Here is a 24,674-nt window from a genome sequence, read left to right on the forward strand (position 1 = left end):
GTTTCCTCCGTTCGTGAAAGAGGGCGGGGACGCCCGAGGGCGCCCCCGCCGGTACTGATTACTCGTCGAGCGCGGTCTGGATCTCGGTCTGCGCCTCGGCGAGCAGGGCGTCGATGTCCTCACCGGCGACGGCCCGCTGAGTGAGCTCGTCGACCGCGGCGAGGACGTCCACGCTGTTCACGACGCCCGGCAGGAGCGGGCGACCGGTGTCGGCGATCTCGCTGAGCGACACGACGACCGGGTTCTCGGCGACGGCCTCGGCCGGGACGTCGGTGCGCAGCGGTGGCCAGCCCGAGCCGAGCGACCAGGCGACGGCGTTCTCGTCGTTGAGGAAGAACGAGAAGAACTCCTCGGCGGCGGCCTGCTCGTCATTGCTCGTGTCGGCGGTGACCGACATGGTCACGCCGATCGCGGAGGCGGCCTGCTCGACGGGACCGGCCGGGATCGGCGCGATCTCGTAGGCGATGCCGTTCTCGTCGGCGATCGAGGCCATCCAGGGGCCGCCGACGGTCATCGCGGCCTTGCCGGCGCTGAACAGCTCGTCGGCGCCGATGCCGTCCACACCGGTGGGCGAGATCTGCTCGTCCACGATCGCGTTGCGCCAGAACTCGAGCGTCTCGGCGTTCTCGGGCGAGTCGATGACGGCCTTGCCGTCCTCGACGATGTTCCCGCCGTTGCCGTAGAACAGCGACGGCCACAGGCCGTTGGCGACGGTGGCGTGGTCGGGCAGGACCGTGCCGTACTGCTCGGGCGTGCCGTCGCCGTTCTCGTCGACCGTGAGCTGCTGCGAGGTGGCGACCCACTCGTCCCAGGTGGTCGGGGCCGCGGTGACGCCGGCGGCCTCGAAGAGCGCGGTGTTGTAGTAGACCGCGAGCGGCACGAAGCCGGTGGGCACGCCGTACTTGGCGCCGTCGACCTCGACCATGGACACTGCGCCCTCGACGAGGTTCGCGGTGTTGCTGTCTTCACCGGCGTAGAAGTCGTCGAGCTCCTGGAAGGCGCCCTTGTCGGCGTAGACCGGCAGGCGCTCGGCGGGCATCGCGACGATGTCGGGGCCTTCGCCCGCGGACAGCGCGGTCAGCAGCGAGTCGTCGATGCTCGCCCAGGTCTTCACCTCGGTGGTGATGGTGATGTCCTCTTGCGACGCGTTGAAGTCGTCGACGATGCCCTCGAGCACGTCGCCGTCGGCCTCGGTGTAGCCGTGCCAGAACGTGAGCTCTACCGGGCCTCCGGCCTCGTCGCTCCCGGAGCAGCCGGTCGCGATGAGCGCGAGTGCGGCGACCCCTGAGCCGAGCAGGATCCGTGTGCGTGTCATTTCCGTGTTCCCTCCCAACGCGAGACTGCGCTGTCTTTGATTGGTGCAACGCCGATTCGGGAGGCCTGGGCAACCGGGCACGCCTTGTACAACGTTGTAATTTCGTGAATCCTAAGGACCCGTCATGGCGGCTGTCAACGCCGTGGGGGCTTCGTTTCCACTTCTTTTCCATTCCGTGACCGGGGACTTGACCGATCGACGGCAGCGGATCTAGGATGTGCTCCTCCTAACATACAACGTTGTAAGAAACGGAACCGCTCATGTCACTTGTCCAAACGCGCAACATGCGACGCTTCAGCGCCGCCTGCGCACTGACGGCCCTTATGGCGCTGCTCGTCACCCTCGGATGGCAATCTCCCACACAGGCGGTCACCACCGGGAACGGCGCGCTGGTGTACTCGCCGGCAGCCGGCAGCTCGTTCAACCCCGAAGGCGCCGCGCCAGCCGGCACCACCTACGCCAAGATCATCGTGCTCTCGAACGGCACCCAGCTGGTCACCTACGACCAGCTCGTCCTCCAGAACGGCGAGCAGGTCTACCCGATCTACCGCTCGACGGACAACGGCACCAGCTTCACCAAGATCGCCGACGTCAACCCCAGCGACCAGTTCCCTGCCCTGACCCGCACCGCCCAGCCGTTCCTCTTCGAGGTCACCCAGACCACCGGCGACCTGGCCGCGGGCACCATCCTGCTGGCCGGGATGATCATGCCCGAGGACCGCTCCTCCAGCCGCCTGGTCGTGTACAAGAGCACGAACCAGGGGACGAGCTGGAGCTACCTGAGCACCATCGACTCCGGCGGCCCGGCGGTCTACGACCCGTCCCCGTCCTCCACCACGACCACCGTGTGGGAGCCCTCGCTCGCGATCGACGGGAACGGCGGCCTCGCCGCGTACTTCTCCGACGAGCGCCAGAAGGCCAACGGGGTCCTCCAGGCCATCTCCTACCGCCGCTCCACCGACGGCGGCCACACCTGGGGCTCCCTCGTCAACGTCTCGGCGCCGACGAACCAGAGCGACCGCCCCGGCATGATCACCGTGACGAAGATGGGCGACGGCCGCTACCTCGCCACCTTCGAGGTCGTCAACCGCCCCAGCCAGTCCAACAACACCGCGCCGGTCTACTACAAGACCTCCGCCGACGGCCTGAACTGGGGGACCACCACCTCCATCGGCACGCCGATCAAGCTCGCCAACGGCCGCGGCATCGGCTCCTCCCCGTACGTGACCTGGGCGCCCTCCGGCGGCCCGAAGGGCATGGTCGTGGTGGCCTCGAAGTGGTCGCTCGACGGGAACGGCACCATCGACGGCGGCCAGAACTTCTACGTCAACTACAACCTCGGCGAGGGCCCGTGGGAGCGGCTGCCGATGGCGGTCACCTACGACGCCTCCGACACCCAGGGCGGCAACTTCTCCGGCTTCGCCCAGGGCATCGACGTGAGCGCCGACGGCCGCACGCTCTACCAGGCCACGAACGTCGAGAACCTGACCACCGACCTCAACGACATCAGGGTCGGCTCGATCCCGCTCGACGCCCAGCAGTACGAGGCCGAGAACGCCACCGTGAACAGCGCCTCCACCGTCGCCCACGTGCAGGCCTCGAACGGTTCGAAGGTCGGCAACATCAACGACGCCGGCGACTACGTCGAGTTCACCGTCAACGTCCCGGCCGCCGGGACCTACACGATGAACGTCCGCTACGACAACGGCTTCGGGTCCACCGCGACCCACAGCGTCAGCGTCAACGGCGGGGCGGGCTCCTCGATCAGCTACCCGGCCACGGTCGACTGGGGCCGGTACAACTGGGCGCAGAAGTCCGTGAGCCTCAACGCGGGCAGCAACACCATCCGGTTCACCAAGGGCACCAACTTCGCCGAACTCGACGTCGTGCACCTGTACCGGAGCACCGCGCTCGACCCCGTCTTCCAGGTCGCGAACCGCAACAGCGGCAAGTTCCTCGAAGTGCTGGGCGCCTCGACCGCGGACGGCGCGGCCGTCGGGCAGTGGGGCGACACCAACAACGCGACCCAGCGCTGGACCGTGAGCGGCACCAGCACCGTCAAGTTCACCAACCGCAACAGCGGCAAGCTCCTGGAGATCCCGAACGCGTCCACGACCGACGGCACCAATGCCGTCCAATGGGGCCCGACCGGGAGCGCCACCCAGTCCTGGAACGCCGCGACCACCGGCGGCTGGTGGACCTTCGCCAACGCCAACAGCGGCGACAGGCTGGAGATCGACGGCTGCTCGACCGCTGACGGGGCCGTCGCCCAGCAGTGGCCGTCCAACGGCTTCACGTGCCAGCAGTGGCGGCTCGTGAAAGAGGGCATCCAATAAGCGGCCACCGGGGCCGGCGGGCGACGAGCCCGCCGCCCCGGGGGTCACACCCTCGGGGCGGACTCCCGCTCCACGATGCTGAAATCCGCCAGCTTGGTGCGCGGCGGCAGTTCGGCGCCGCCCTGCCCGATGCGTTCGAGCAGCGTGCCGACCGCGGTGCGGGCCAGCCACTCCCGGCCCGGATCCACTGTGGTCAGCGACGGGATGGAGTAGGCGGCCTCGTCCAGGTCGTCGAAGCCGAGCACCGCCACGTCCTCGGGCACCCGCAGTCCCGCCTCCTGGAGCACGCGCATCGCGCCGAGCGCCATCGTGTCGTTGAAGCCGAAGACCGCGTCGAACGCGACGCCGCGCTCCAGCAGCTCGTGCATCGCCCGCGCGCCGTCGGCGCGGTGCCAGAGCGTCGCACGTGCGACCAGCCGCTCGTCGTACTCGATGCCCTCGGCCGCAAGCGCTTCGCGGTAGCCGCGGAGCCGCAGCCGGGCCGAGCCCATGACCTCGGCCTCGTTCTCGCCGATGACGGCGATCCGGCGGCGGCCCGAACTGATGAGGTACTCGGTGGCGGCGCGGGCGGCGTCCTCGTTGCGCATGGTGACGTGGTCGCACGGCCAGTCGAAGGTCCGCTCGCCCAGCAGCACCAGCGGGAACGGGACGTCGAGCGCCTCGGTGTCCTCCTGCCCCATGCCCAGCGGGCTCATGATGAGGCCGTCCGTCATGCTCAGGCGCGGGCTGTGCAGCAGCGCCAGCTCCCGCTCGCGGTCCCCGCCGGTCTGCTCGACCAGCGTGACCAGGCCCTTCTCCTCGGCGGCCGCGATGATGTAGCCGGCGAGCTCGGCGAAGTAGCTCAGGTTCAGTTCGGGGACGGCGAGGGCGATCGTGTTCGTGCGGCCCGACCGCAGGCTCCGCGCGCTCAGGTTCGGCTTGTAGCCGAGCTCGGCGATCGCGCGCTCGACCTTGTCCCGAGTCGCCGGGCGGACGTGCGGATGGTCGTTGATGACGTTCGAGACGGTCTTGAACGACACGCCTGCCAGCTTCGCGACATCGCGCAGGGTCGCGGCCATCGCACCTCCTCGGTCGGGGCCATCCTACAACGATGCAAACAATCGGATTCCACCTAGCATTTCCCTGCGCTCCGCGCCGCCCATCGGCCGGAACGCCGTCCCATCCACCCGTCAACCAGCAATGGAGACAACGATGTCCGTTTCAGTGATACGGCGAGGCCGGGCGCTCATCGCCCTCGTCGCCGCCGCCCTCCTGATGACCTTCGCCCTGGTCGCGGCGACGCCGACGCCCGCCAAGGCCGCCGTGACCACCGGCGTCTGGTTCACGATCAGCAGCGCCCATTCCAACTACACCCTCGACATCAAGGACGCGTCGACCGCGGCCGGCGCCGAACTCACCCAGTGGCAGCGCACCGCCGGGACGAACCAGCAGTTCCGCTTCGTCTCCTCCGGCGGCGGCTACTACCGCATCCAGGCCCGCCACTCCAACATGGTCCTGGACGCGTGGGGCTGGAACGCCGCCGACGGCGCGACCATCGCCCAGGCGACCGACCAGAACTTCACCAACCAGCAGTGGTCGGTCACCGAGCACGCCGACGGCTCGTACAGCTTCATCAACCGCTTCTCGGGCAAGGCCCTGGACCTGTGGGAATGGTCGACGACCGCGGGCACCCGCGTCTCGCAGTACACCTACAACGGCCTCAACGCCCAGAAGTGGTGGCTGAGCGAGGCCGCGAACACCGGCGTCGCGAACCCGATCCGCTCCAACGGCGCGGACCCGTGGATCGAGTACCACGACGGCTACTACTACATGTCCACGACCACTTGGGATTCCACGGTCAACATGCGCCGCGCCACCACCCTCGCCGGCCTGAAGACCGCCACGGACTCGACGGTGTGGAACGACTCCGGCAACACCTCGCGCTGCTGCTCCCACTGGGCGCCGGAGTTCCACCAGATCGGCGGCGTCTGGTATCTCATGTACACCTCCGGCAACTCGCAGACGAACTTCGACGGCCAGCGCCTCCACGTGCTGCGCTCGACGAGCTCGACTCCCATGGGCCCGTACGAGTTCATGGGCACGCCGCTGCCGAACCAGTGGAACATCGACGGCACCTACCTCGAGGTCAACGGCTCGCTGTACCTGATGTGGAGCGAGTGGGTCGGCGCGAACCAGTCGGTGCGCATCGCCGCCATGTCGAACCCGTGGACCGTGACGGGCTCGCAGGTCACGATCGCGACGCCGACGCTCAGCTGGGAGACCGTGGGCGCCAACGTGAACGAGGCCCCGGTCGTGCTCCAGCACGGCGGCCGGACCTTCGTCACGTACTCGGCCTCGTCGTGCACGACGGACGACTACAAGCTGGGCCTGCTCGAGCTGACCGGCTCGAACCCGGTCGCCGCCTCGTCGTGGACGAAGCGCTCCACGCCGGTGTTCCAGCAGGCCGCCGGTTCTTACGGCACGGGCCACAACGGGTTCTTCACCTCGCCCGACGGCTCGCAGCACTGGCTGGTCTACCACGCCAACCCGCAGACGGGCCAAGGCTGCGGTTCCAACCGCGAGACCCGCGTGCAGCCCTTCACCTTCAACGCCGACGGCACCCCGAACTTCGGCACCCCGGTCCCCAGCGGCCGAGTCTTGAACCCGCCCTCGGGCGAGTGACCGACCCGAAAGGGGGCCCGGCGACGGGCCCCCTTTCGGCTGCACCGGGCGATCGGCCATCGCGGATGGAATGGCATGGATCGGCAGGATCGCCATCCTGATTCCTTCACGAATCCTTCCGTGGGAACTCATGAAGAACTCGTGATGGCTCATTGCAGAATGAGTCATGCATGCGAGACGTGACGACGGCATTCGCCTGATCGGCGCAAGCCCAAGATCAATTTGCGACCGCACTCGGGGCACCCCGAATGCGGTTGGCGGCGAACGCGATATAACCTTGGCAGCCCCTTCGCATTCTGCCCCCGAGGCCGCCGCTCATGATCAATGATTCCCCCGGTCCGAATGGTTCCTTTTCTCCGCGATCGCCGAGGTCATCGCGGTCGACGGACCTCTCGATCCCCTATTCGTTCTCCCGGCGAATGATGGACCGGTGGCACGGGTGGCGTGACGGCAGGAAAGGCATTCCTGAGCTTCCTGTGGCCAATGTGAACGAAGGCAATGCGCCGCACGGATCCGAACCCCCGGTGACAGCGATTGCCGAGTCGGGCATCAACGTCAGCCAGATGCATTCGATGCTCACCAATCAGGCCCAGCAAGAGGTCGCCGCGGTGCGGAAGGCGTGCGTCGAGGCCTGCGTCGAATCGTCCAAGCGGCAGGCCGCCGCCCTGAACGGGCTCGGCGCCTTGCGCGAAAGAGTGAGCGCGGCCCTGACCCGCCGCGATGCGATCGGCAAACCCGACACCACCGAACCGCCGCTGCGGCGCTCCTTCGAGGAGGGCCGCGAGGACCTGACCGAGGACACCGTCCGGCGGCGCCGGCTGGCGGACCATCGGCGCGAGTACGACCGGGCCGATGCCGCGTACATCGCCAGGTGGGACGAGTTCAACCGGGCCCGTTCCGCGGCCGACGCCCACCGGAAGGACATCGACGCCCTGTGCCAGGCGGCGGCGCACCGCGCGCGGGCGTACTGGCACCACTACCAGATCCGCCGCTCGATCTACTCGCAGCAGCTGGTGCGGACCCATCCGGAGGGCAAGCGCCTCAACCGGCTCCTCCAGCAGGCCGAGCCCGACCTGCCCGCGTGGGTCGACGACCCGCGGCTGGTCCTGTCCGAACAGGACCGCGTTGACGACCTCGACAGCGAACCCCGAGAGTGGTGACCACTTGAACGTATGGATGCGGACGATCCGCGACCGGCGCCGCGACGCCCTTGCCGAAGGACCGGATCCGGCCCCGTTCGCGCCGGTCGACGACACCGGCCGACGCGAGTTCGAGCGCGAGATCGAGGCCCGGATCGCCCGGCTCGTGCCCGACGGGCTCGACGAGGGCTCGCTGGCAGCGCCCTACGACCAGGCCATTCGCGACCGGGTCAAGCAGTGGATCGGCCAGATCGACCGGCAGCTCAACGTCTACCAAGCGGCCCTTCAGGGCCGGATCGAAGTCGCGGAGGCCCGGCTCCAGGCCGCCTGGCACCGCCACGAGATCTTCCGCAGCCGGCTCGAGGACGCGAAGACCGTCCGCGAAGCCGTCGTGCCCGCGCCGCCGAAGAACGACTTCTGGGCCGCGGCCGCACCTGAACCGGACGGGGACACGGTGCAGCTCAAGCCGACCGCTGCTTCCGAGCCCTCACCCGCGCGCAGGAACGGCATGGTCGAGAAGATCATCCTCGCCGGACGCTCCCGCGCCACCTGGTTCTACCTGGTGGCGCTGGTGGTCGCGCTCGGCGCGGATGTCGTCGCGTTCTACCAGATCATGAAGCTCGCCATCCCCGAGAACTCCGAGTCCTTCCACATCATGATGACCGCGGCCATCTCGCTCGCGGTCGTCTTCCTGGCCCATATGATCGGCGTGTCGATCCGCCACCGCGCCGAAGAGGGCCGATGGCGGCCCGGCGGCGTCGCGCTCGGGATGGCCGTGGCCTGGCTCGGGCTCGGCGTGATCGCCTGCTACATCCGGCTCACCGTCGAACCGCTCGGATCGGCGCTGTCGGCCGTCGACTCCGGCGGCTTCAGCCCCACCGAGACTCCTGCCGCCCCGACGGAACCGCTGTCGACCGGGCCCAGCGAGACCATGATCCTCAACGCCATCCTGTTCGCGGCGTTGTACCTGGTCGCGGGGATCATCGCCGCGTCCGGCGCCTATGCGCTGCACGATCCCGCGCATGCGCGCTACAGCCGGGTGAAGCACGCCTATGAGAAGGCCTGCCTCGAAGCCGAGGCCGATGCCGAACGGCTCAGCCGCATCCGGCAGCGCCACGCGCATCTGCTTGAGCTCAAAGCGAAGAGCGAGCTGATCGCCGCCGAGGAACGCGTCCGCCTGGCCCTGGTCGGCGACGAGTTGCAGAACTTCGCGCGGCACAAGATCGCCGAGATCCTCAAAGACCCCGCGATGACCGACGCGCTCTTCCGGTCACCGCCCCTGAACACCGCCGACTGAGTCGCCCCGCGGACCGCCCCCTGTTCCACCGACCGACCATCCTGGAGCCAGCCACCCATGCCGACGTCCACCCTGACCAGAAGCCTGACCGCCGCCGGAGCGCTCGCGACGCTCGTGCCGCTCATCGCCGCCTGCGGTGGCGAGTCCGGCCTCACCTTCACTCCGCCCGACCTCGAATGCGAACCGGCCTCGAACCACCTGAGCCTGGTGTGGGGAGCCCGCGCCAACAACCCGGCGCCGGAGCTGCCCGCCCCCACCGACCAGATCCTGTACGACGCCCTCGCCGACTCCAGGCCCGTCGAAGTCGTCGTCCCCGACGGCGCACCCACCGGGACCACCACGTTCAAGTTCGAGCCGACCGCCGGCAACGACGACGCCCTCAAGCTCGAGTTCGAGGAGTACCGGGCGGCACTGGGAGCCGAGTTCGCCGCCCTCCGCAGCGAAGAGGCCGAAGCGGACACGCTCGGAGCACTGTCCCTGGCGGGCCGGTCGATGACCGAACCGGGCGTCATCCTCGTCGTCGACTCCGGCCTGCAGACGCTCGCCCCGCTCGACTTCCCCGGTGAGGGCCTGCTCGCGGCCGAACCCGACGACGTCGCCGCCTACCTGGAGGAGACCGACTACCTCCCCGACCTCAAGGGGCAGACCGTGGTCTGGGTGGGCTTGGGCGACACCGCCGCACCCCAGGAGGCCCTGCCCACGCCGCAGCGCAACGACCTCCGCCGCATCTGGACGGCCGTGATCGAGGCGGCCGGCGGCTGCGTCGAGTTCCCCGACGAGCCGCTCTCGGCCGCTCCGATTCACGACGACTTCGCCTCGGTCACCCCGACCGCGATCCCGGAGAGCCCCGCGCCCCCGGAGCAGTGCGGCACCACCGTCTACGACAGCAGCAGCGCACTCCGGTTCAACGTGGACCAGGACGTCTTCGTCGACCCCGACGCCGCCCGCGAGACCCTGTCCGGCATCGCCGACCTCGCCCTCGCGGACGACCGCCTGAGCATCAAGCTGACCGGCACCACCTCCAGCGAAGGCGCGGACGAAGACAACATGGTGCTCTCCGAGTCGCGGGCCGAGGCGGTCAAGGCCGTCCTGGTCGACCTGGGCGTCCCCGCGGACAGGATCGCGACCGAAGGCGTCGGATCCCACTGGCCCGGACGGGAGAACGACATCGGCGCCGGCGGGGAACTCCTGCCCGGCCCGGCCGCGAAGAACCGCGCGGTCGTCGTCGAGCTCGCCTGCCCGGCGGGTTAGGGAACGGCGATGGAGCCGATTCCCTACCGGCCGCAGGAGCGGTTCTCCGACTGGTACCACGGGTGGCGGGACGGCCTCGCGGGCCTGCCGGGACGGCCCTCGCCGAGACAGCCGATCCCCAACCCGCCCACCACACCCCATCGCGAATACCTGATCCGCTCGGGCCAGCACCTGTTCACCGTCGAGCACCTGCGCCTGCAGGAGCGCCTTGAAAAGCTCGCTCTACGGGAGGAGACCACCGCTCTCGAGGTCGCGATGGCCCGTAAAGCGCTGGCCGAGCGCGAGGGGCGCCTGGCCGAGGTCCGGTCCGAGTGGGGGTCGTCGCGGCTCGAGTCGCGGATGCCAGGCGAGTCGGGCCTGCACCGGGAGACGGTTCGCAAACGCCGAGAACGGGAACGCGATCGCGCGATCGCCGAGGTGACCTTGGAGGTGTCCGCAGCGACATTGACCGTTGATCGCGCCGAGGCCGAGGCGGCCGCGGTTCGGGGGGAGATCGAGCGGGAGCAGACGGCGGCGCGCATCCGTGTCGAGCGGGTCCACGAGTACATCCACCAGCGCATGGCGGCATACCGGCGTCGCCTCGTCCAAGTCCATCCGCACGGGGCCTGGGTCAACGACCAGATGGGCTTCGACAAGCCCGAGGTCCCCGGTTGGGCCGAGTCGCGCCGGACCGCGGAGCCGCCCCCGGGCCGGCATAGAGCCGATCCTCCAGTGCGGGAACCAAGGCAGGACGACTCAAGTCCACTCCCGCTCGGGGACCACACGATGCTCGGCTCGGCGTCGCCGCCGGCCGATCACGTGATCCCCGGCGACGGCGTGATGCCGGTGCACGTCACCATCACGCGCGCGGGCAAGGCATTCCGGTTGAAGGTCGTCGGCGAGGGCAGTCCCGTCTACGTCGACGGCGTGGCGGTGCGCTCGGCCCGAATGGAACCCGGCGATGCGTTCGAACTGGCCCGGGCCCGCTATGAGTTCACCGCGGACGGGAGCGGGCTGCGTCCGAGTCTCCCGTTCTGCGATCTCATCGTGCACGACCTTTCGGCCAAGACCCGGAAGGGGACGCCTCGGCTGGCGGGGATGTCGCTGGTGCAGCGGGAGGGGTCGGTCCTGGTGATCCTCGGTCCCTCCGGCGCCGGAAAGTCCTCACTCTTCTCAGCCCTGATGGGGGAGTTGGAGGTCGACTCCCGTGGCCAGGCCTACTTCAAAGGGCACCGGCTCGGACCGCACACCGACCAGATCCGCGACATGCTCGGCTTCGTCCCGCAGCACGACGACCTCCACCGCACACTGACGGTGCGGCGGGCGCTCGACTACGCGTACAGGCTTCGGCGCGGCGGGCACGGCAACCGCGCCGAGCGCGCTGCCCGGATCACGCGCACCTGCGAGGACGTCGGCCTCGAGGGGCAGATCGACCAGCTCGTGGCCACGCTCTCGGGCGGGCAGCGGCGCCGCGTCTCGATCGCGGTGGACATGATCTCCGAACCCGACCTGCTGCTGCTCGACGAACCGACCTCGGGTCTCGACCCCGGCATGGACCGCGACATCATGGCGAAGCTCCGCGCGTACGCCTCGCCGGAGGACAGCGGAGTCGGCAGGACCGTCATCGTGGTCACCCACTCCACCGAGCATCTCTCCCCAGATGACACGGTCCTCGTCGTCGCCAAGGGCGGCAGGCCGGTCTACTGCGGACCGCCAGAGCGGCCGCTGTTCGAGGCGATGGGGGTCGATTCGTACGCGGACCTCATGGAGACGCTCGACGAGGACGCCGCCGACCTGGCCGAGGACTACCGGAACGGCCCCAGAGCCGCTGAAGCGGAACGCGAGGCGACCCTCGCCGCGAAGCAGACTTCGCCACCGAAACACCCTGCGATGGTTCGCTATTGGCGATTCGTCGCCTTCTGCAGGCAGCTTCCCGTCCTGCTCCAGCGCCAAGCGGCGCTGGTGATGACGCGCGGCCTGTCCCGCAACCCCCGCGACCACTTCTGGGAGCGCGGCAGAGCGGCCTTCGTCGCCCTGCTGCCGTTGGTGATCGCGGCGATCGGGGCGATCCTCGCCGCAGCGGTCAGCGGCGACGTCGGCCTGGGCGACCCGGGCGGCGACGTGCGAAACCGAGAGGCCCCCGTCGCGCTGAACCTGCTGGTGACGCTGTGCGTCCTCGGCGGCCAGGCGCTGACCTACAACGACCTCGTCGCCGACTTCCCGATCATCAAGCGCGAGTATCGGACCGGCACCCGCATCGGCGCGGTGGCGCTGTCGAAATGGCTGGTATTCGCGCTCGTCGCGACGCTCCAGGCGCTCACCGCCGCAGGAGTGTACGTGCTCTTCCGGCCCGGACCGGACCACGCGAACGTCCTCGGCGGCTTCAGCGAACTCGCCTTGGACCTCGTGATGACCTCGATCGCCGCGATGACACTGGGACTCATGGCCTCCGCGCTGTCGAGCAAGACCGAGCAGGCCGTCTCGATCTCCACCGGCGCCGCGATCGCACAGGTCGCCTTGAACGGAGCCACAGTGGACATCACCGGGAACGAGGTGCTCAACCTGATCAGCGGCTTCCTGCCCGCCCGCTGGGGCATGGCAGCGGCCGCCTCGTCGACCCACCTCGAAGAGATCACGCGGGTCCGCGACGACACCCTCTGGAGCGCCGGCACCGGCCAATGGACCTTGAACCTGATGATGCTCGCCGCCATCACGATCGTCTGCTTCGCGGTCACGGTGAATCGCCTCCGCAGCCGCCTGACCTCAACCCAATGACGAAGCGCCCGTTCATGTCCACAAGCGACCGATGGCACTGGACCCGACCGGCCGGGGGCTGGACCTGGCTCCTGTTCCTGCTGTTCCTCCCGGCCGTCCCGATCTACTTCCTGATCGCCTGGGGTGTCCTGGCCGCAAACCGGTCACTGCGGTCGAAGGACCCGCTCTTCCCCGACGACCCCCGCATCGCGGGCCTGCAGACCGCCCGCACTCTCGTCGGATTCGCGGTCGTCGCGGTGCTCTACGTCGTCCACGTCGACCGCGGGGTCGACCAATTGACCGAGGACATGGGCACCAAGGCGGTCCTGGGCATCGCGGTCAGCCTGGTCGCGCTGGCCACTGGAACCGCGTGCTTCGCCGCCCGAACGCCGGACCCTTCGCAGCGCCGCGAACTCCTGGCCCGGGCGGGCTCCCGCTCGCTGCCCGCGCTGCTGATCTACGCGGTCGCCGCAGCCGTCTTCTTCGCTTTGGCAAGCGTCGACGCGCCGTCTTTCGGCGCGCGCCTCGCTGTGGCGGCGGCGGGAGGTTTCTTGGTGGGCTTCATGATCCGAGGGACCTACCTGGTCCTCAAGTCGGTATTCGCGGCCGGCGACGTCCATCCCCTGCTCCCGCCGGTGCTCGCCCCGGTGATCGCCTGGACCCTGGCCGCCGTCGAAATCCTGGGCCCCGGCTCGCTGCCGCTCCACCTCCGAGCGACGACCGCTGCTTGCGGCGCAGCCGCGGTCACGCTCCTGAGCGTCGCGGAGGCGAGGAGGCTCCAAACCGACCACGGCGTCACTTTCCCTCGCCCGCGCAGGGGAAGCTAGTAACGGCCAATCCCCGAACCAGGAGTACCCACAATGGCTAAACATGCCAAACCCAAAGGCCGCACGGTATGGGTCCGCCTCGAACGCGGGCCCGTCATCGTCGCAGGGGTGTGCGTCATCCTCGGGGTGAGCCTCACCGCCGTATTCGGCGGCGGGCCGGGCGATGCCGAGAGCGCCGAGGAACCCACGCAGTCGCAGACGAGTTCGTCCGAGGAGCCGACGGCATCGGAACTGCCCAGCGAGACTCCTGCCGCCGAGACCACTGGACCGCCGTCCCTTCCCGACGTCGCCTACCTGGTGGACCTGGCGGCCAACGATCCCCATCTCGATGTCGGCACGGGAATCGTGTCCGTCCTCAACGACGAGTACGACAAGAGCCTCTGGTACCGCTGCGAGCTCTACTGCAATGACAGCGCGCCCGCCAGCGTGGAATACAAGATCGGCGGTGCCTACGACCGGTTCGTCGTCATGGCGGCGGTGAACGCCGACGCCGAGGAGGGCGACCAGGAGGGGTTCTTCCAGGTCTACCTCGACGACTCGCCGCTCTTCGAGGACCACGTCAAGGTGACGCGGGGCGAGCCCGAGGTGATCGATGTGCCGGTGGAGGGCGTGACCTGGCTGCGCATCGAGGCCTACAGGGAAGGGACCGTGGACAACCCGGCGCAGGCCGGTGCCAACTTCGTGGGCGGGGTGTCGAACAAGTTCCCCGATCTGGCCTGGGCGCGTCCCGTGCTCTGCCGAACCCACGCGGCCTGCGACGAATGGGCGACGTACTGAACCGCGCCCCTGCGGCGTCCTCACTCCTTTGCAGCTCTCCGCAACTATGTCGACGGCCGTCTATGTTTTCGATAACATTTCTGCTACCTTGACCCTTACCTGCGAGAGCCGGGCCTTTCCGCGGCTCTCGCATCGTTGACCGACGACCCCTGAAGGAGTGGCAATGAAGCCGAAACGGCAAGTGTTGTGGAGGGCGCTGATCGTCTGCCTAGCGGCGATCGCGCTGGTGGCGGCGCCGACGGCGCCCGCGCAGGCGTACAACCCGATGGGCGGGGTCCTCTACGACCTCGGCGACCGGGACTGCCTGAAGGGCCTGGGGAACTGCGCGGTCTACCCGAAGGCGACGCAGCTGCCGGGCGGGCGCCTGGTCGCGGCCTTCGAGAACGCGGTCGTAGCCCAGTCCGGCAGTGCCGACGGGGAGACCCTCCCGATCTACAAGAGCGACGACGACGGCACCAGCTGGCAGCACCTCGCCGAGGTGCCCGCGCCCGCCTACCTCTCGAGCGACCCCGCGTACGACCGCTACATCAGCCACTGGGGCAGCCCGTACCTCTACGCCCTCCCGCAGCAGGTCGGGAACCTCTCCTCCGGGACCCTGCTGCTCGCCAGCATCGTCACGGGAGACGACCACTACTTCCTGGAACGCAAAGCGGCCGACCCGAACTGGGTGCCCAACAACGACGGCGACCGTTCCGACATGGCGCTCGCGCTCTACGCGAGCAGCGACCAGGGCACGACCTGGCGGGTCGTGAACATCATCGCCACGGGCGGTTGGCAGGGCGGCAGCGCGGGGGCTACCGGCGTCAACGTCGCGGCCGCGAACACGTACCGGCAGGTCGACCCCGTCTGGGAGCCGTTCCTGATGGTCTACAACGGACAACTGGTCGCCTACTACTCGGACGAGAACGACTACACCGGCGTCACCTCCGCGGGCGTGCCGATCCTCGACCCCGCCAACGCCACGGCGACCGACTCGCAAGGCCAGATCCTCGTTCACAAGACCTGGAACGGGACCAGCGCCAACTGGAGCAGTCCGGTCGTCGACGTCCAAGGCCTGACGCAGAACATGGGCAACGGCAAGACCGAGATCGGCGGCGGCCGCCCGGGCATGACCACCATCGCGCCCACATCGGACGGCAGGTGGCTGCTCACCTACGAGTACTGGGGCGGCGGCTCGAACATCCGGTACAAGATCGCCAACAGCCCGCTCGACTTCAGGAACACTGGGGGACAAGCGGGTTCGGAGATCAGTGGACTGCCCGTCTCCAGCGGCTCGCGCTCGCTCTCCACGGGAGGCAGCCCGGTCCTCATCGGACTCCCCGACGGCCGGATCGTGTACAACGCCGCCGGCAGCGGCAGCGTCTGGGTGAACGAGACCGGTTCGAGCACCGGCACGTGGACCGAGTACCAGACGAACATCGGCGCGGGCTACAGCCGCACTGTCCAGTACGTCGAGGACACCGGCCGCGTGGTCATCCTGCAGGGCACCTGGGGCGGGCCCACCAGCGCGGCGATCATCCGCTTCGGCGAGGTCGACCTCGGCGACTCGGAAGGCGCCTACCACCAGCTCGTCAACCGGCAGACCGGCCAGGTCCTCGGGACCGGCGGCAATGTCACCGACGCGAACATCGGGAACGGCGACGTCCCCGACGTCGTGCTGGAGGACGCGGGCGCCACGGCGGTCCCGGACACGCAGTTCTGGCACCTCGCCACCAAGGGCGGCGATTCGGTGACGCTGCTGAACAAGTCGGGCGGCCGCGCGGCGGGCATCTGGACCGGCAGCGCGACCGCCGGCCAGCGCATCGGCTCGTGGGTGGACGACACCGGGACGGGCACATGGAATCTCGTCGCCACCAGCGGCGGCTATTACCGGCTCCAGTCGACCGCGAACACGAGTCTCTACCTCACGGGCGGGGCCGAAGGGGCGGCGGCGACGCTGCAGCCCTTGAACAGCAACGGTTCGCAGGAATGGCGACTGGACGACGGCCTCGCCGCCGGAGCGGTGAACCTGACGGCGCGGCACTCCGGTGACTGCGTCGACGTGTTCAACGCGTCGACTGCGAACGGCGCCGAGATCGCCCAGTACACCTGCAACGGCGGCGCGAACCAGTCCTGGGAGTTCCAGGCTCTCGGCAACGGCTACCACCAGATCGTGGCCCGGCACTCGGGCAAGTGCCTCGACGTGCTGAGCGCTTCGACCGCCGACAGCGCCAGGGTCGTCCAGTGGACCTGCACCGGTGGCGCGAACCAGCAATGGGAGGTGCAGGACGCGGGCGCTTACGTTCGGCTCGTGGCGCGGCACAGCGGCAAGTGCCTCGACGTGCCGAGCAGCTCCCTGGTCGACGGCACCCGTCTGCAGCAGTACGCCTGCAACGGCGGCCAGAACCAGCAGTTCGGCTGGAGCGCGATCTAGATTCGAACGGGGCCGGTCTCAATGGGACGAGACCGGCCCCGTTCGGCGTTCGCGGCTCTAGGGCGCGGTTCCCGCCGCCCACGTGGTCGACTTCCGGATGACCAGTTCGGTCTGCAGTGCCGGAGCGCGCCGTTTCGGGGGCGTCTGGTCCACGCGGCTGAGCAGTTCCCTTACTACGGAACGGCCTTGGGCGGCGAAGTCAACCCGCAGTGTCGTCAGCGGCGGCGAGAAGTACGCGGCCTCGGGGATGTCGTCCACCCCGGTGACGCTGACGTCCTCGGGCACGTGCAGGCCCAGTTCGGTCAGGGCGAGCATGGCGCCCAACGCCATCTGGTCGTTCGCGGCGACGACCACTGTGGCCCGCAGGTCTTCGGCGATGCTCATGATCGCGTCGTAGCCCGATTTCGCCGACCAGTCACCGTGGACGATGCCGGTGGACGTCAAGCCGCGTTCGGCGAGCGAGCCTTCGTAGGCGCGGGAGCGGTTGCGCGAGGACGACCACGCGCGCGGACCTGCTATGTGGAGGAACGACGTGTGCCCCAGGCCCGCCAGATAGGCGATGAGCGAGGGGAATCCGACGGCGGACAGCTCGGTCTTGTGTCCGGTGCGGGCGTCGTCCTCTTCCACCGCGAGGAGCGCGGGGACCCGGAACTCGGTCTGCTCGAAGGCCTCGGTCATCGCGTCGTTCGAGGCGAGCGCGAGGACGCCGGCGATGTCGAGCTGCGTGATCAGTCCGATGGCCTCTTGGATCGCGTCGTCGTCGGTCATGTCGAGGGTGACGATGTCGAGCATGTAGCCCGCCTCGCGCGCGGCGACGCTGGCGCCCTGGACGATGCGGCTCGGGCCGACCTGGTCGATCTCGTGGGTGAGGGCGGCGATCCGGTGCGAGCGGCCGCTCTTGAGCGAACGCGCGGTCAGGTTGGGCTGGTACTTCAGCTCGGCGAGGGCCTTGACGACCTTCTCGCGGGTGTGGGGCCGGATGCCCTCGTAGCCCTTCAGGAAGCGGCTGACGGTCTGGTGCGAGACGCCCGCCGCGCGGGCGACGTCGTAGATCGTGGCCGGCTTGGCCGCGGCCGCCTGGTCGCCGGTCGCCGGGGTGCCCCCCGCGGGAGGCGTCCCGTCGCCGATCGCGTCCACGTCCATCCACTACCTCCGAGTCCGATTCCGGCTCACAACACGGCGAAATGTAACGCACTGCGCCCCGGTGGGGCCAGTCTGGTTCGCGAGGGAAAGTTTATCGAAAACATCCCACCAAACCGGCCTTGTTTTCGAAAACATTACGGGTTAGTCTTCTCACCACTCTCATCGGTAACAGCAACGGAGCGATCACGAGATGGACCCAAGCCCCTCAGCCCCCCTTCCGCCCGGGATCCTGTTCGGCGCGGCCTACTACGCCGAATACCACCAGTCGGAACGCCTTGAGCTGGACCTCGACCTCATGCAGGCGGCCGGCTTCACGGTGATCCGGGTGGGGGAGTCGGTGTGGTCGACCTGGGAGCCGCGGGACGGGGAGTTCGACCTCGAATGGCTCGCGCCCGTCCTCGACGGGGCGCACCGGAGGGGCATCGACGTCATCCTCGGCACGCCGACGTACGCCGTCCCGCCGTGGCTCCAGACCGCCCACCCCGAGATCGCCGGCGAACGCCGCACCGGAGAGCAGATTCCTTGGGGTGCAAGACAAGAGGTCGACTACACGCATCCCGCGTTCCGGTTCCACGCCGAGCGGGTCATCCGGGCGATCCTGAAGCGGTACGCGGACCACCCGGCGATCATCGGCTACCAGGTCGACAACGAACCGGGCCTCGAGCTCTTCCACAACCACGGCGTCTTCACCCGTTTCGTGCGCGACCTCAAGGCGCGCTACGGCGACGTCGCGACCCTCAACCGCGAATGGGGCCTGACCTACTGGTCGCACCGGATCGACGACTGGTCCGAGCTGTGGCGACCCGACGGCAACACCTTCCCCCAGTACGACCTCGCCTGGCGCCGCTTCCAGGCCGAGCAGACCACCGAGTTCATCGCCTGGCAGGCCGACCTCGTCGCCGAATACCGCCGCGACGAGCAGTTCACGTTCACGTGCCTGCAGTACCCGCGCCGCGGCCTCGACGACGAGCGGCTGAACCGGCGCCTCGACGTGACCGCAGGGAACCCGTACTACGGGATGCAGGACCACCTCGACGCCACTCGCGAACTGCCGCAACCGAACTACTGGACCACCACCGGCGTCGCCGGGCTCCTGCGCCAAGCCGACCGGATCTACTCCTCCAAGCAGGCCCGCTACCTCGTCACCGAGACCAACGCCCAGGCCATCGGCACCGCCGACGCGAACTTCCCGCCCTATCCCGGCCAGCTCAAGCAGGCCGCGTACTTGTTTCTCTCACGCGGCGCGGCGATGATCGAGTACTGGCACTGGCACACCCTCCCCTATGGAGCGGAGACGTACTGGGGCGGCATCCTGCCGCACAGCCTGGAGCCCGGCCGCGTCTACGAAGAGGTGGCCGAACTCGGCGCCGAACTGCGGCGACTGGGAGGGAACCTCGACGGGTACGTCCCCGACGCCGACGTCGCGGTCCTCTGGTCGAACCCCAGCCGCTTCGCCATGCAGTACATGCCGCCCTTGAACACCGGCGGCGAGGCCGACGACGAGTCGTACGAGCACATCGTCACCGCCTTCCACCGCGGCGCGGTCGACGCCGGACGCCAGGCGCGCATCATGCACCTCGACCAGGCGCTCGACCTCGGCGCCCCCGAACTGGCCCGGCGGTTCCCCGTCCTCGTCGCCGCCGGGCTCTACATCTCCACCGACGCCGAACTCGCGCTGCTGCGCGAGTACGCGGACCTCGGCGGGCACCTCGTCCTCGGCATCCGCACCGGCTACGCCGACGAAGAGGCCCGCGCCCGCGTCGCGATCCAGCCCGCCCACCTCCACGAGGCCGCGGGCGTGCGCTACGAGGAGTTCTCCAACCTGGAAGCGCCGGTCGCCGTCCACGGCACCGGCCTCCTCGAACTCAACGAGTCCGCGACCGCGAAATGGTGGATCGACGGCCTGATCCCCACCGGCGCAGCAACCCTCGCCCGTTACGAGCACCCGCGGTTCGGCGACTTCCCCGCCGTCACCACCAACCCCCACGGCGACGGCCGCATCACCGTCGTCGGCTGCGTCCCCTCGCCCGCCCTCGCCGAAGGCCTCCTCCAATGGGCCGGGGGCGCATCCACCGCCGCGACCCTCGCCGACTCGGTCGACCACCCGCTGACCGTGTCCTCCGGGACGACACCAGACGGACGCCGCACCTGGTTCGTCTTCAACTGGGGCTGGAAGCCGCAGAGCCTCCGCCTCGCAAGCACCGTCACCGACGCCCTCACCGGCGAACTCCTCCCCGCCGGCACCGAAGTGCCCCTCGATGCATGGGCGACCCGGACCTTCACCACCGCGCGCCCCGAGCAGCGCGCCGACTCGAACGAAAGGACCCACCCGTGACCACCGCCGTCACCGAACGCGCGGCGAGCCCAGTGAGCACCCGGCGAACGCGCCCGCACAAGCTGAAGCGAGACTGGCGCGGCTGGCAGTTCGCCGCACCCTTCGCGATCGTCTTCCTCCTCGTCTTCATCGCTCCGCTGCTCTACGCGCTCTGGCTGAGCCTGTTCCAGAACCGGATGATCGGCGGCACCGTCTTCGTCGGTCTCGACAACTACGCGACCGCGATCGCGGACCTCGCCTTCTGGGACGGATTCGGGAGAGTGCTGCTCTTCCTCGTCGTCCAAGTCCCGATCATGCTGGTCCTCGCGCTCGCCGCGGCCCTCGCGATCGACAGCGCCCGCCTCTACGCGACCGGCCTCTTCCGCCTCGTGATCTTCCTGCCGTACGCGGTCCCGGCGGTCGTCGCGGTCCTCATGTGGGGCTTCATCTACGGCAACAACTTCGGCCTCGCCGCCGACCTCAACCAGCTCCTCGGCACCGACGCCATCACCCCGTTCGCCCCGAACTGGATCCTCGCCTCCCTCGGCAACATCGTCACCTGGGAGTTCGTCGGCTACAACATGCTGATCTTCTACTCCGCGCTGAAGACCATCCCGCACGAGCTCTACGAGGCCGCCGAGATCGACGGCGCCCGCGGATTCGAGGTCCTCAAGGCCATCAAACTGCCCGCCGCCCGCGGCGCGATCGTCATCGCGACGATCTTCTCCATCATCGGCAGCTTCCAGCTCTTCAACGAGCCCAACGTCATCCAGCCGCTGGCGAACAACGTCATCACCAGCTCCTTCACCCCGAACATGTACGCCTACAACCTCAGCTTCGCGGGCCAGCAGTACAACTACTCCGCCACGATCGCCATCATCATGGGCGTCATCACCGCCGTGATCGCCTACGCGGTCCAGCTCCGCGGCACCCGCAGAGAGGACCGCTGATGTCCGCCTACCGCACCATCCACCCCAAGGCCCGCCGCCGCCCGCACTCGTTCACGGCCCCGCGCAAGTCCATCGTGCTCACCCTGGTCATGGTCGTCTTCCTGGTCTACGCGCTCGTCCCGCTCGCCTGGCTGTTCATCAACGCCAGCAAGACCCAAGGCGACCTGTTCTCCGGCTTCGGGCTCGCCTTCGGCGACTCGTTCGCCCTGTGGGACAACATCGTCCAGACCTTCACCTACCGGGACGGGATCTTTCTGCGCTGGCTCGGCAACACCCTGCTGTACGTCGTCGTCGGCGCGGGCGGCGCCACCCTGCTCGCCACACTCGCCGGGTACGGCCTGGCGAAATACGGGTTCCCCGGCCGCAAGGCCTACTTCGCCGTCGTGCTCGGCGCGATCGCCGTGCCCGGCACCGCCCTCGCGGTCCCCACCTTCCTGCTCTTCAGCAACCTCGGCCTGACGAACACGCCCTGGGCGATCATCATCCCCTCGCTCATCAGCCCGTTCGGCCTGTACCTGATCTGGGTGTACACGCTCGAATCGGTGCCGAACGAGCTCCTGGAGGCCGCCCGCATCGACGGCGCGAGCGAGATACGGACCTTCTTCACGATCTCGCTCAAGCTGCTGACACCCGGCATCGTCACCGTCGCGCTCTTCGCGATCGTCGCGACCTGGAACAACTACTTCCTGCCGCTCATCATGCTCAGGGACCCCGACTGGTACCCGCTCACCGTCGGCCTCAACCAGTGGAGCTCCCAAGCCTCGGGAGTCGCCGCCGAACCGATCTTCAACCTCGTCCTCACCGGATCGCTGATCACCATCGTCCCGATCATCGCGATCTTCATACTCCTGCAGCGCTTCTGGCAGTCCGGCCTCGGCGCCGGAAGCGTCAAGGGCTGAAACGAGCGCGCCGCCCCCACCCCTGCAACACGCTCACCACCGCAACACAATGAAGTGAAGGGAACGACCAATGTCAACCTCTCAACGAAGGAGACTGCCGGCCCGCGCAGTCGCCGTCCTGGCAGGCGGCGCCCTCCTGGGCGCCGCGCTCACCGCCTGCGGATCCGACACCGACGCCGCCGAGACCGGCTCCGCCGCCGACCTCGACGCCGCGCTCGAAGCCGGCGGCGAACTCACCTACTGGACCTGGACGCCCTCAGGCGAAGCCCAAGCCGAGGCCTTCATGGCCGAGTACCCGAACGTCGAAGTCGAAGTCGTCAACGCCGGCACCTCCGTCGACCAGTACACGGCGCTGCAGAACGCGGTCGCGGCCGGCTCCGGCGCTCCGGACGTCGCGCAGATCGAGTACTACGCCATGCAGCAGTTCGCGCTCTCCGACTCCCTCGTCGACCTGAACCAGTACGGGTTCGCCGACCTCGAAGACCAGTACACCGCCTCCACCTGGGGCGCGGTGAACCTGAACGGCGGCATCTACGGCCTGCCGCAGGACTCCGGCCCGATGATCATGCTCTACAACCAGGCCATCTTCGACGAGTTCGACCTAGGAGTGCCCGCCACCTGGGACGAGTACATCGCCGCCGCCGAGGCACTCCACACCGCCGACCCGACCAAGTACCTCACGAACGACGCCGGCGACCCCGGCTACGCCCAGCCGCTCATCTGGCAGGCCGGCGGCCAGCCGTACCAAGTGGACGGCACGAACGTCACCATCGACCTCCAGGACGAGGGCACCAAGCGCTGGGCCGACACCTGGAACCAGATGCTCGAACCCGGACTGCTCGCCCCGATCCCGACGTGGAGTGACGACTGGTGGAAGGCGCTGTCCAACGGCACGGTGGCCAGCATCATCACCGGCGCCTGGATGCCGGGCATCCTCGAAGGCTCGGTCCCCGAAGGCGCCGGCGACTGGCGCGCGGCGCCCGTCCCCAGCTACGACGGCTCGCCCGTGACCGCTGAGAACGGCGGCAGCGCCCAGGCCGTGCTGAAGCAGTCGGACGACCCGGCCCTCGCGGCCGCCTTCCTGCGCTGGCTGAACAGCTCCGAGGAGAGCGTCGGCGTGTTCCTCGAGAGCGGCGGGTTCCCGTCCACCACCGCCGATCTCAACTCCGAGGAATTCCTCGACTACGCGCCCGAGTACTTCGGCGGACAGCAGATCAACCAGGTCGGCGTCGCCGCCTCGGAGAACGTCGTCCCCGGATTCCAGTACCTGCCGTTCCAGGTGTACGCCAACAGCGTCTTCCCCGACACCGTCGGCACCGCCTACACCGACCAGAGCGACCTGAACGCAGGCCTCCAGGCCTGGCAGGAGCAGCTCGTGACCTACGGCGAATCCCAAGGGTTCCAAGTCAACTGACCACTTGAATGAACGCGGGCCCGGTTCGAAGGAACCGGGCCCGCGTCGTGTGCTCAGCCGGCCTCGTGCCGATCGGCGTGCATGACCCGCAGCAGCGCCGGAATCCCCACCGCCAGGCCCGCCCGCTCGTCCTCGGTCATGGCCGAAGCCCAACGCTCATACCGCTCGTGCAGCACTCCGGCGGCATCGCGGTGGAGTCGCCGTCCCTGCTCGGTGATGTCGAGCCGGTAGATCCGCCGATTGTCCGGATCGCGCTGGCGCGTCAGCAGACCATCCACCTCGAGATCGGCGACCAGGCGGCTGACGCTGCTCTTCTCCAACCCGAGGCGTTCGGCGAGCTCGCGCTGCGAGATGCCGGTGTGCAGGTCGAGCTCGTGGATCGCGAGCAGCTGCGACATCGACAGCACCCGGCCAGGGAGCAACTCATCGAGCAGCGCGAACTCGGCGGTGCGCACGAGCTCCAGGAGCAGATGGTGCAAATGGTCGGCGTCGGTTCCCATCGTCACTCCTCCACGTCGTCGGTTGCATCCTGCAACTGAACATCGTAGACTCGATGGAAAGTTGTACGATACAACCATTGGAGGTCGTCATGCCGCACGATTCCCGAGGCCACGCACACGGAGACCACGGGCACCGAGGCGAGGCCATCGAAGGCCGCCACAGCGCCGTCTACGACCGGCTCGCCCGCCTGCTGATGAAGCCGCACTACCGGCGCATCGCCACCGACATCGCGGCCGCCGCCCCACGCGGCGCCGCCCTGCTCGACATCGGCACCGGACCCGGCATCCTCCTCAAGTCCCTGGCGCGCCTCCGACCCGACCTCCACCTCGTCGGCGTCGACCTCGCTCCCGACATGATCGACCACGCCCGACGCAACCTCGCCGGTCTCGACGACCTGGAACTCCACGCCGCCGACGTCGCCGCGCTCCCTTTCCCGGACGACCGTTTCGACCTCGTCGTCTCCACCTACAGCTCCCACCACTGGGCCGACCCCGAAGCCGCCGCCACCGAAATCGCCCGCACCCTCCGCCCCGACGGCCGCTTCATCGACTACGACTTTCCCCGCGCCCCATTCGAAGCGCTGACCAAGAGCGCCACCCTCACCCCGGTGCGCCAAACCCCTTTCAAGAGCCTGTTCCTCAAGACCACCCGCTTCGAAGCCGCAGCGAACTGAACGTCAGGCCCGCCTGCACGGCGGGCCTGAG

18 protein-coding genes are annotated in these 24,674 nt (G+C 68.8%); 14 read left to right on the forward strand and 4 right to left on the reverse strand.

The annotated features are described in order from the left end of the window. Window positions 1–58: 58 nt before the first annotated feature. Window positions 59–1,315, reverse strand: a complete 1,257-nt coding sequence (locus ACFO8M_RS09420) for an ABC transporter substrate-binding protein (RefSeq protein WP_387973813.1) — start codon at window positions 1,313–1,315, stop codon at window positions 59–61. A 260-nt stretch (window positions 1,316–1,575) separates the two neighbouring features. Here ACFO8M_RS09420 and ACFO8M_RS09425 point away from each other — a divergent pair, with 260 nt between their 5' ends. Continuing rightward, window positions 1,576–3,651, forward strand: a complete 2,076-nt coding sequence (locus ACFO8M_RS09425) for an RICIN domain-containing protein (protein ID WP_387973816.1) — start codon at window positions 1,576–1,578, stop codon at window positions 3,649–3,651. Window positions 3,652–3,695: 44 nt separating this feature from the next. On the opposite strand, the gene ACFO8M_RS09430 is transcribed toward ACFO8M_RS09425, so the two are convergent. Beyond that, window positions 3,696–4,709: a LacI family DNA-binding transcriptional regulator gene (locus ACFO8M_RS09430; RefSeq protein ID WP_387973819.1), complete on the reverse strand. Its 1,014-nt coding sequence runs from the start codon at window positions 4,707–4,709 to the stop codon at window positions 3,696–3,698. A gap of 133 nt (window positions 4,710–4,842) precedes the next feature. Between ACFO8M_RS09430 and ACFO8M_RS09435 the strand changes: the two genes are divergently transcribed. The 8 genes from ACFO8M_RS09435 (at window position 4,843) to ACFO8M_RS09470 (ending at window position 16,749) form a co-directional block, all read left to right on the forward strand. Continuing rightward, entirely contained in the window at window positions 4,843–6,312 is a 1,470-nt protein-coding gene (locus tag ACFO8M_RS09435; RefSeq protein WP_387973822.1) for a family 43 glycosylhydrolase, read from the forward strand. A 524-nt stretch (window positions 6,313–6,836) separates the two neighbouring features. Further along, window positions 6,837–7,472, forward strand: a complete 636-nt coding sequence (locus ACFO8M_RS09440; protein WP_387973825.1) for a hypothetical protein — start codon at window positions 6,837–6,839, stop codon at window positions 7,470–7,472. A gap of 4 nt (window positions 7,473–7,476) precedes the next feature. Then, window positions 7,477–8,748 carry a hypothetical protein gene (locus ACFO8M_RS09445; RefSeq protein ID WP_387973827.1) on the forward strand — a complete coding sequence of 424 codons (1,272 nt, stop codon included), beginning with the start codon at window positions 7,477–7,479 and terminating at the stop codon, window positions 8,746–8,748. 57 nt (window positions 8,749–8,805) lie between these two features. Further along, window positions 8,806–9,999 (forward strand): OmpA family protein, encoded by a 1,194-nt coding sequence (locus tag ACFO8M_RS09450; RefSeq protein ID WP_387973830.1) that lies wholly within the window; start codon window positions 8,806–8,808, stop codon window positions 9,997–9,999. Window positions 10,000–10,008: 9 nt separating this feature from the next. Continuing rightward, entirely contained in the window at window positions 10,009–12,753 is a 2,745-nt protein-coding gene (locus tag ACFO8M_RS09455; RefSeq protein ID WP_387973833.1) for an ATP-binding cassette domain-containing protein, read from the forward strand. A gap of 14 nt (window positions 12,754–12,767) precedes the next feature. Further along, window positions 12,768–13,559: a hypothetical protein gene (locus tag ACFO8M_RS09460; RefSeq protein ID WP_387973836.1), complete on the forward strand. Its 792-nt coding sequence runs from the start codon at window positions 12,768–12,770 to the stop codon at window positions 13,557–13,559. Window positions 13,560–13,592: 33 nt separating this feature from the next. After that, window positions 13,593–14,336, forward strand: a complete 744-nt coding sequence (locus tag ACFO8M_RS09465; RefSeq protein WP_387973839.1) for an NPCBM/NEW2 domain-containing protein — start codon at window positions 13,593–13,595, stop codon at window positions 14,334–14,336. Window positions 14,337–14,499: 163 nt separating this feature from the next. Continuing rightward, complete coding sequence (locus tag ACFO8M_RS09470) at window positions 14,500–16,749, forward strand: RICIN domain-containing protein (RefSeq protein ID WP_387973842.1); 2,250 nt, start codon at window positions 14,500–14,502, stop codon at window positions 16,747–16,749. A gap of 57 nt (window positions 16,750–16,806) precedes the next feature. Here the strand turns inward: ACFO8M_RS09470 and ACFO8M_RS09475 are convergent, their stop codons facing one another. Beyond that, window positions 16,807–17,892 (reverse strand): LacI family DNA-binding transcriptional regulator, encoded by a 1,086-nt coding sequence (locus ACFO8M_RS09475; protein WP_387973845.1) that lies wholly within the window; start codon window positions 17,890–17,892, stop codon window positions 16,807–16,809. Window positions 17,893–18,082: 190 nt separating this feature from the next. On the opposite strand from ACFO8M_RS09475, the gene ACFO8M_RS09480 reads away from it, so the two are divergent. The 4 genes from ACFO8M_RS09480 to ACFO8M_RS09495 all read left to right on the forward strand — a co-directional run bounded on the left by ACFO8M_RS09480 (window position 18,083) and on the right by ACFO8M_RS09495 (window position 23,469). Beyond that, window positions 18,083–20,227, forward strand: coding sequence for a beta-galactosidase (locus tag ACFO8M_RS09480; RefSeq protein WP_387973848.1), 2,145 nt, complete (start codon window positions 18,083–18,085; stop codon window positions 20,225–20,227). Further along, window positions 20,224–21,156: a carbohydrate ABC transporter permease gene (locus tag ACFO8M_RS09485; RefSeq protein WP_387973851.1), complete on the forward strand. Its 933-nt coding sequence runs from the start codon at window positions 20,224–20,226 to the stop codon at window positions 21,154–21,156. The genes ACFO8M_RS09480 and ACFO8M_RS09485 overlap by 4 nt, the downstream gene beginning before the upstream one ends. Next, window positions 21,156–22,055: a carbohydrate ABC transporter permease gene (locus tag ACFO8M_RS09490; RefSeq protein ID WP_387973854.1), complete on the forward strand. Its 900-nt coding sequence runs from the start codon at window positions 21,156–21,158 to the stop codon at window positions 22,053–22,055. Before ACFO8M_RS09485 ends, ACFO8M_RS09490 begins: the two co-directional genes overlap by 1 nt. 70 nt (window positions 22,056–22,125) lie before the next feature. After that, window positions 22,126–23,469: an ABC transporter substrate-binding protein gene (locus ACFO8M_RS09495; RefSeq protein WP_387973857.1), complete on the forward strand. Its 1,344-nt coding sequence runs from the start codon at window positions 22,126–22,128 to the stop codon at window positions 23,467–23,469. A 53-nt stretch (window positions 23,470–23,522) separates the two neighbouring features. Here ACFO8M_RS09495 and ACFO8M_RS09500 read toward each other — a convergent pair whose 3' ends face one another. Then, window positions 23,523–23,969, reverse strand: coding sequence for a MarR family winged helix-turn-helix transcriptional regulator (locus ACFO8M_RS09500; RefSeq protein WP_387973860.1), 447 nt, complete (start codon window positions 23,967–23,969; stop codon window positions 23,523–23,525). Window positions 23,970–24,058: 89 nt separating this feature from the next. On the opposite strand from ACFO8M_RS09500, the gene ACFO8M_RS09505 reads away from it, so the two are divergent. Continuing rightward, entirely contained in the window at window positions 24,059–24,643 is a 585-nt protein-coding gene (locus ACFO8M_RS09505) for a class I SAM-dependent methyltransferase (protein ID WP_387973863.1), read from the forward strand. Window positions 24,644–24,674: the final 31 nt, after the last annotated feature.

Origin of the sequence: Glycomyces rhizosphaerae (genome assembly GCF_042647865.1) — a bacterium.
Taxonomy (GTDB): Bacteria; Actinomycetota; Actinomycetes; order Mycobacteriales; family Micromonosporaceae; genus Glycomyces; species Glycomyces rhizosphaerae.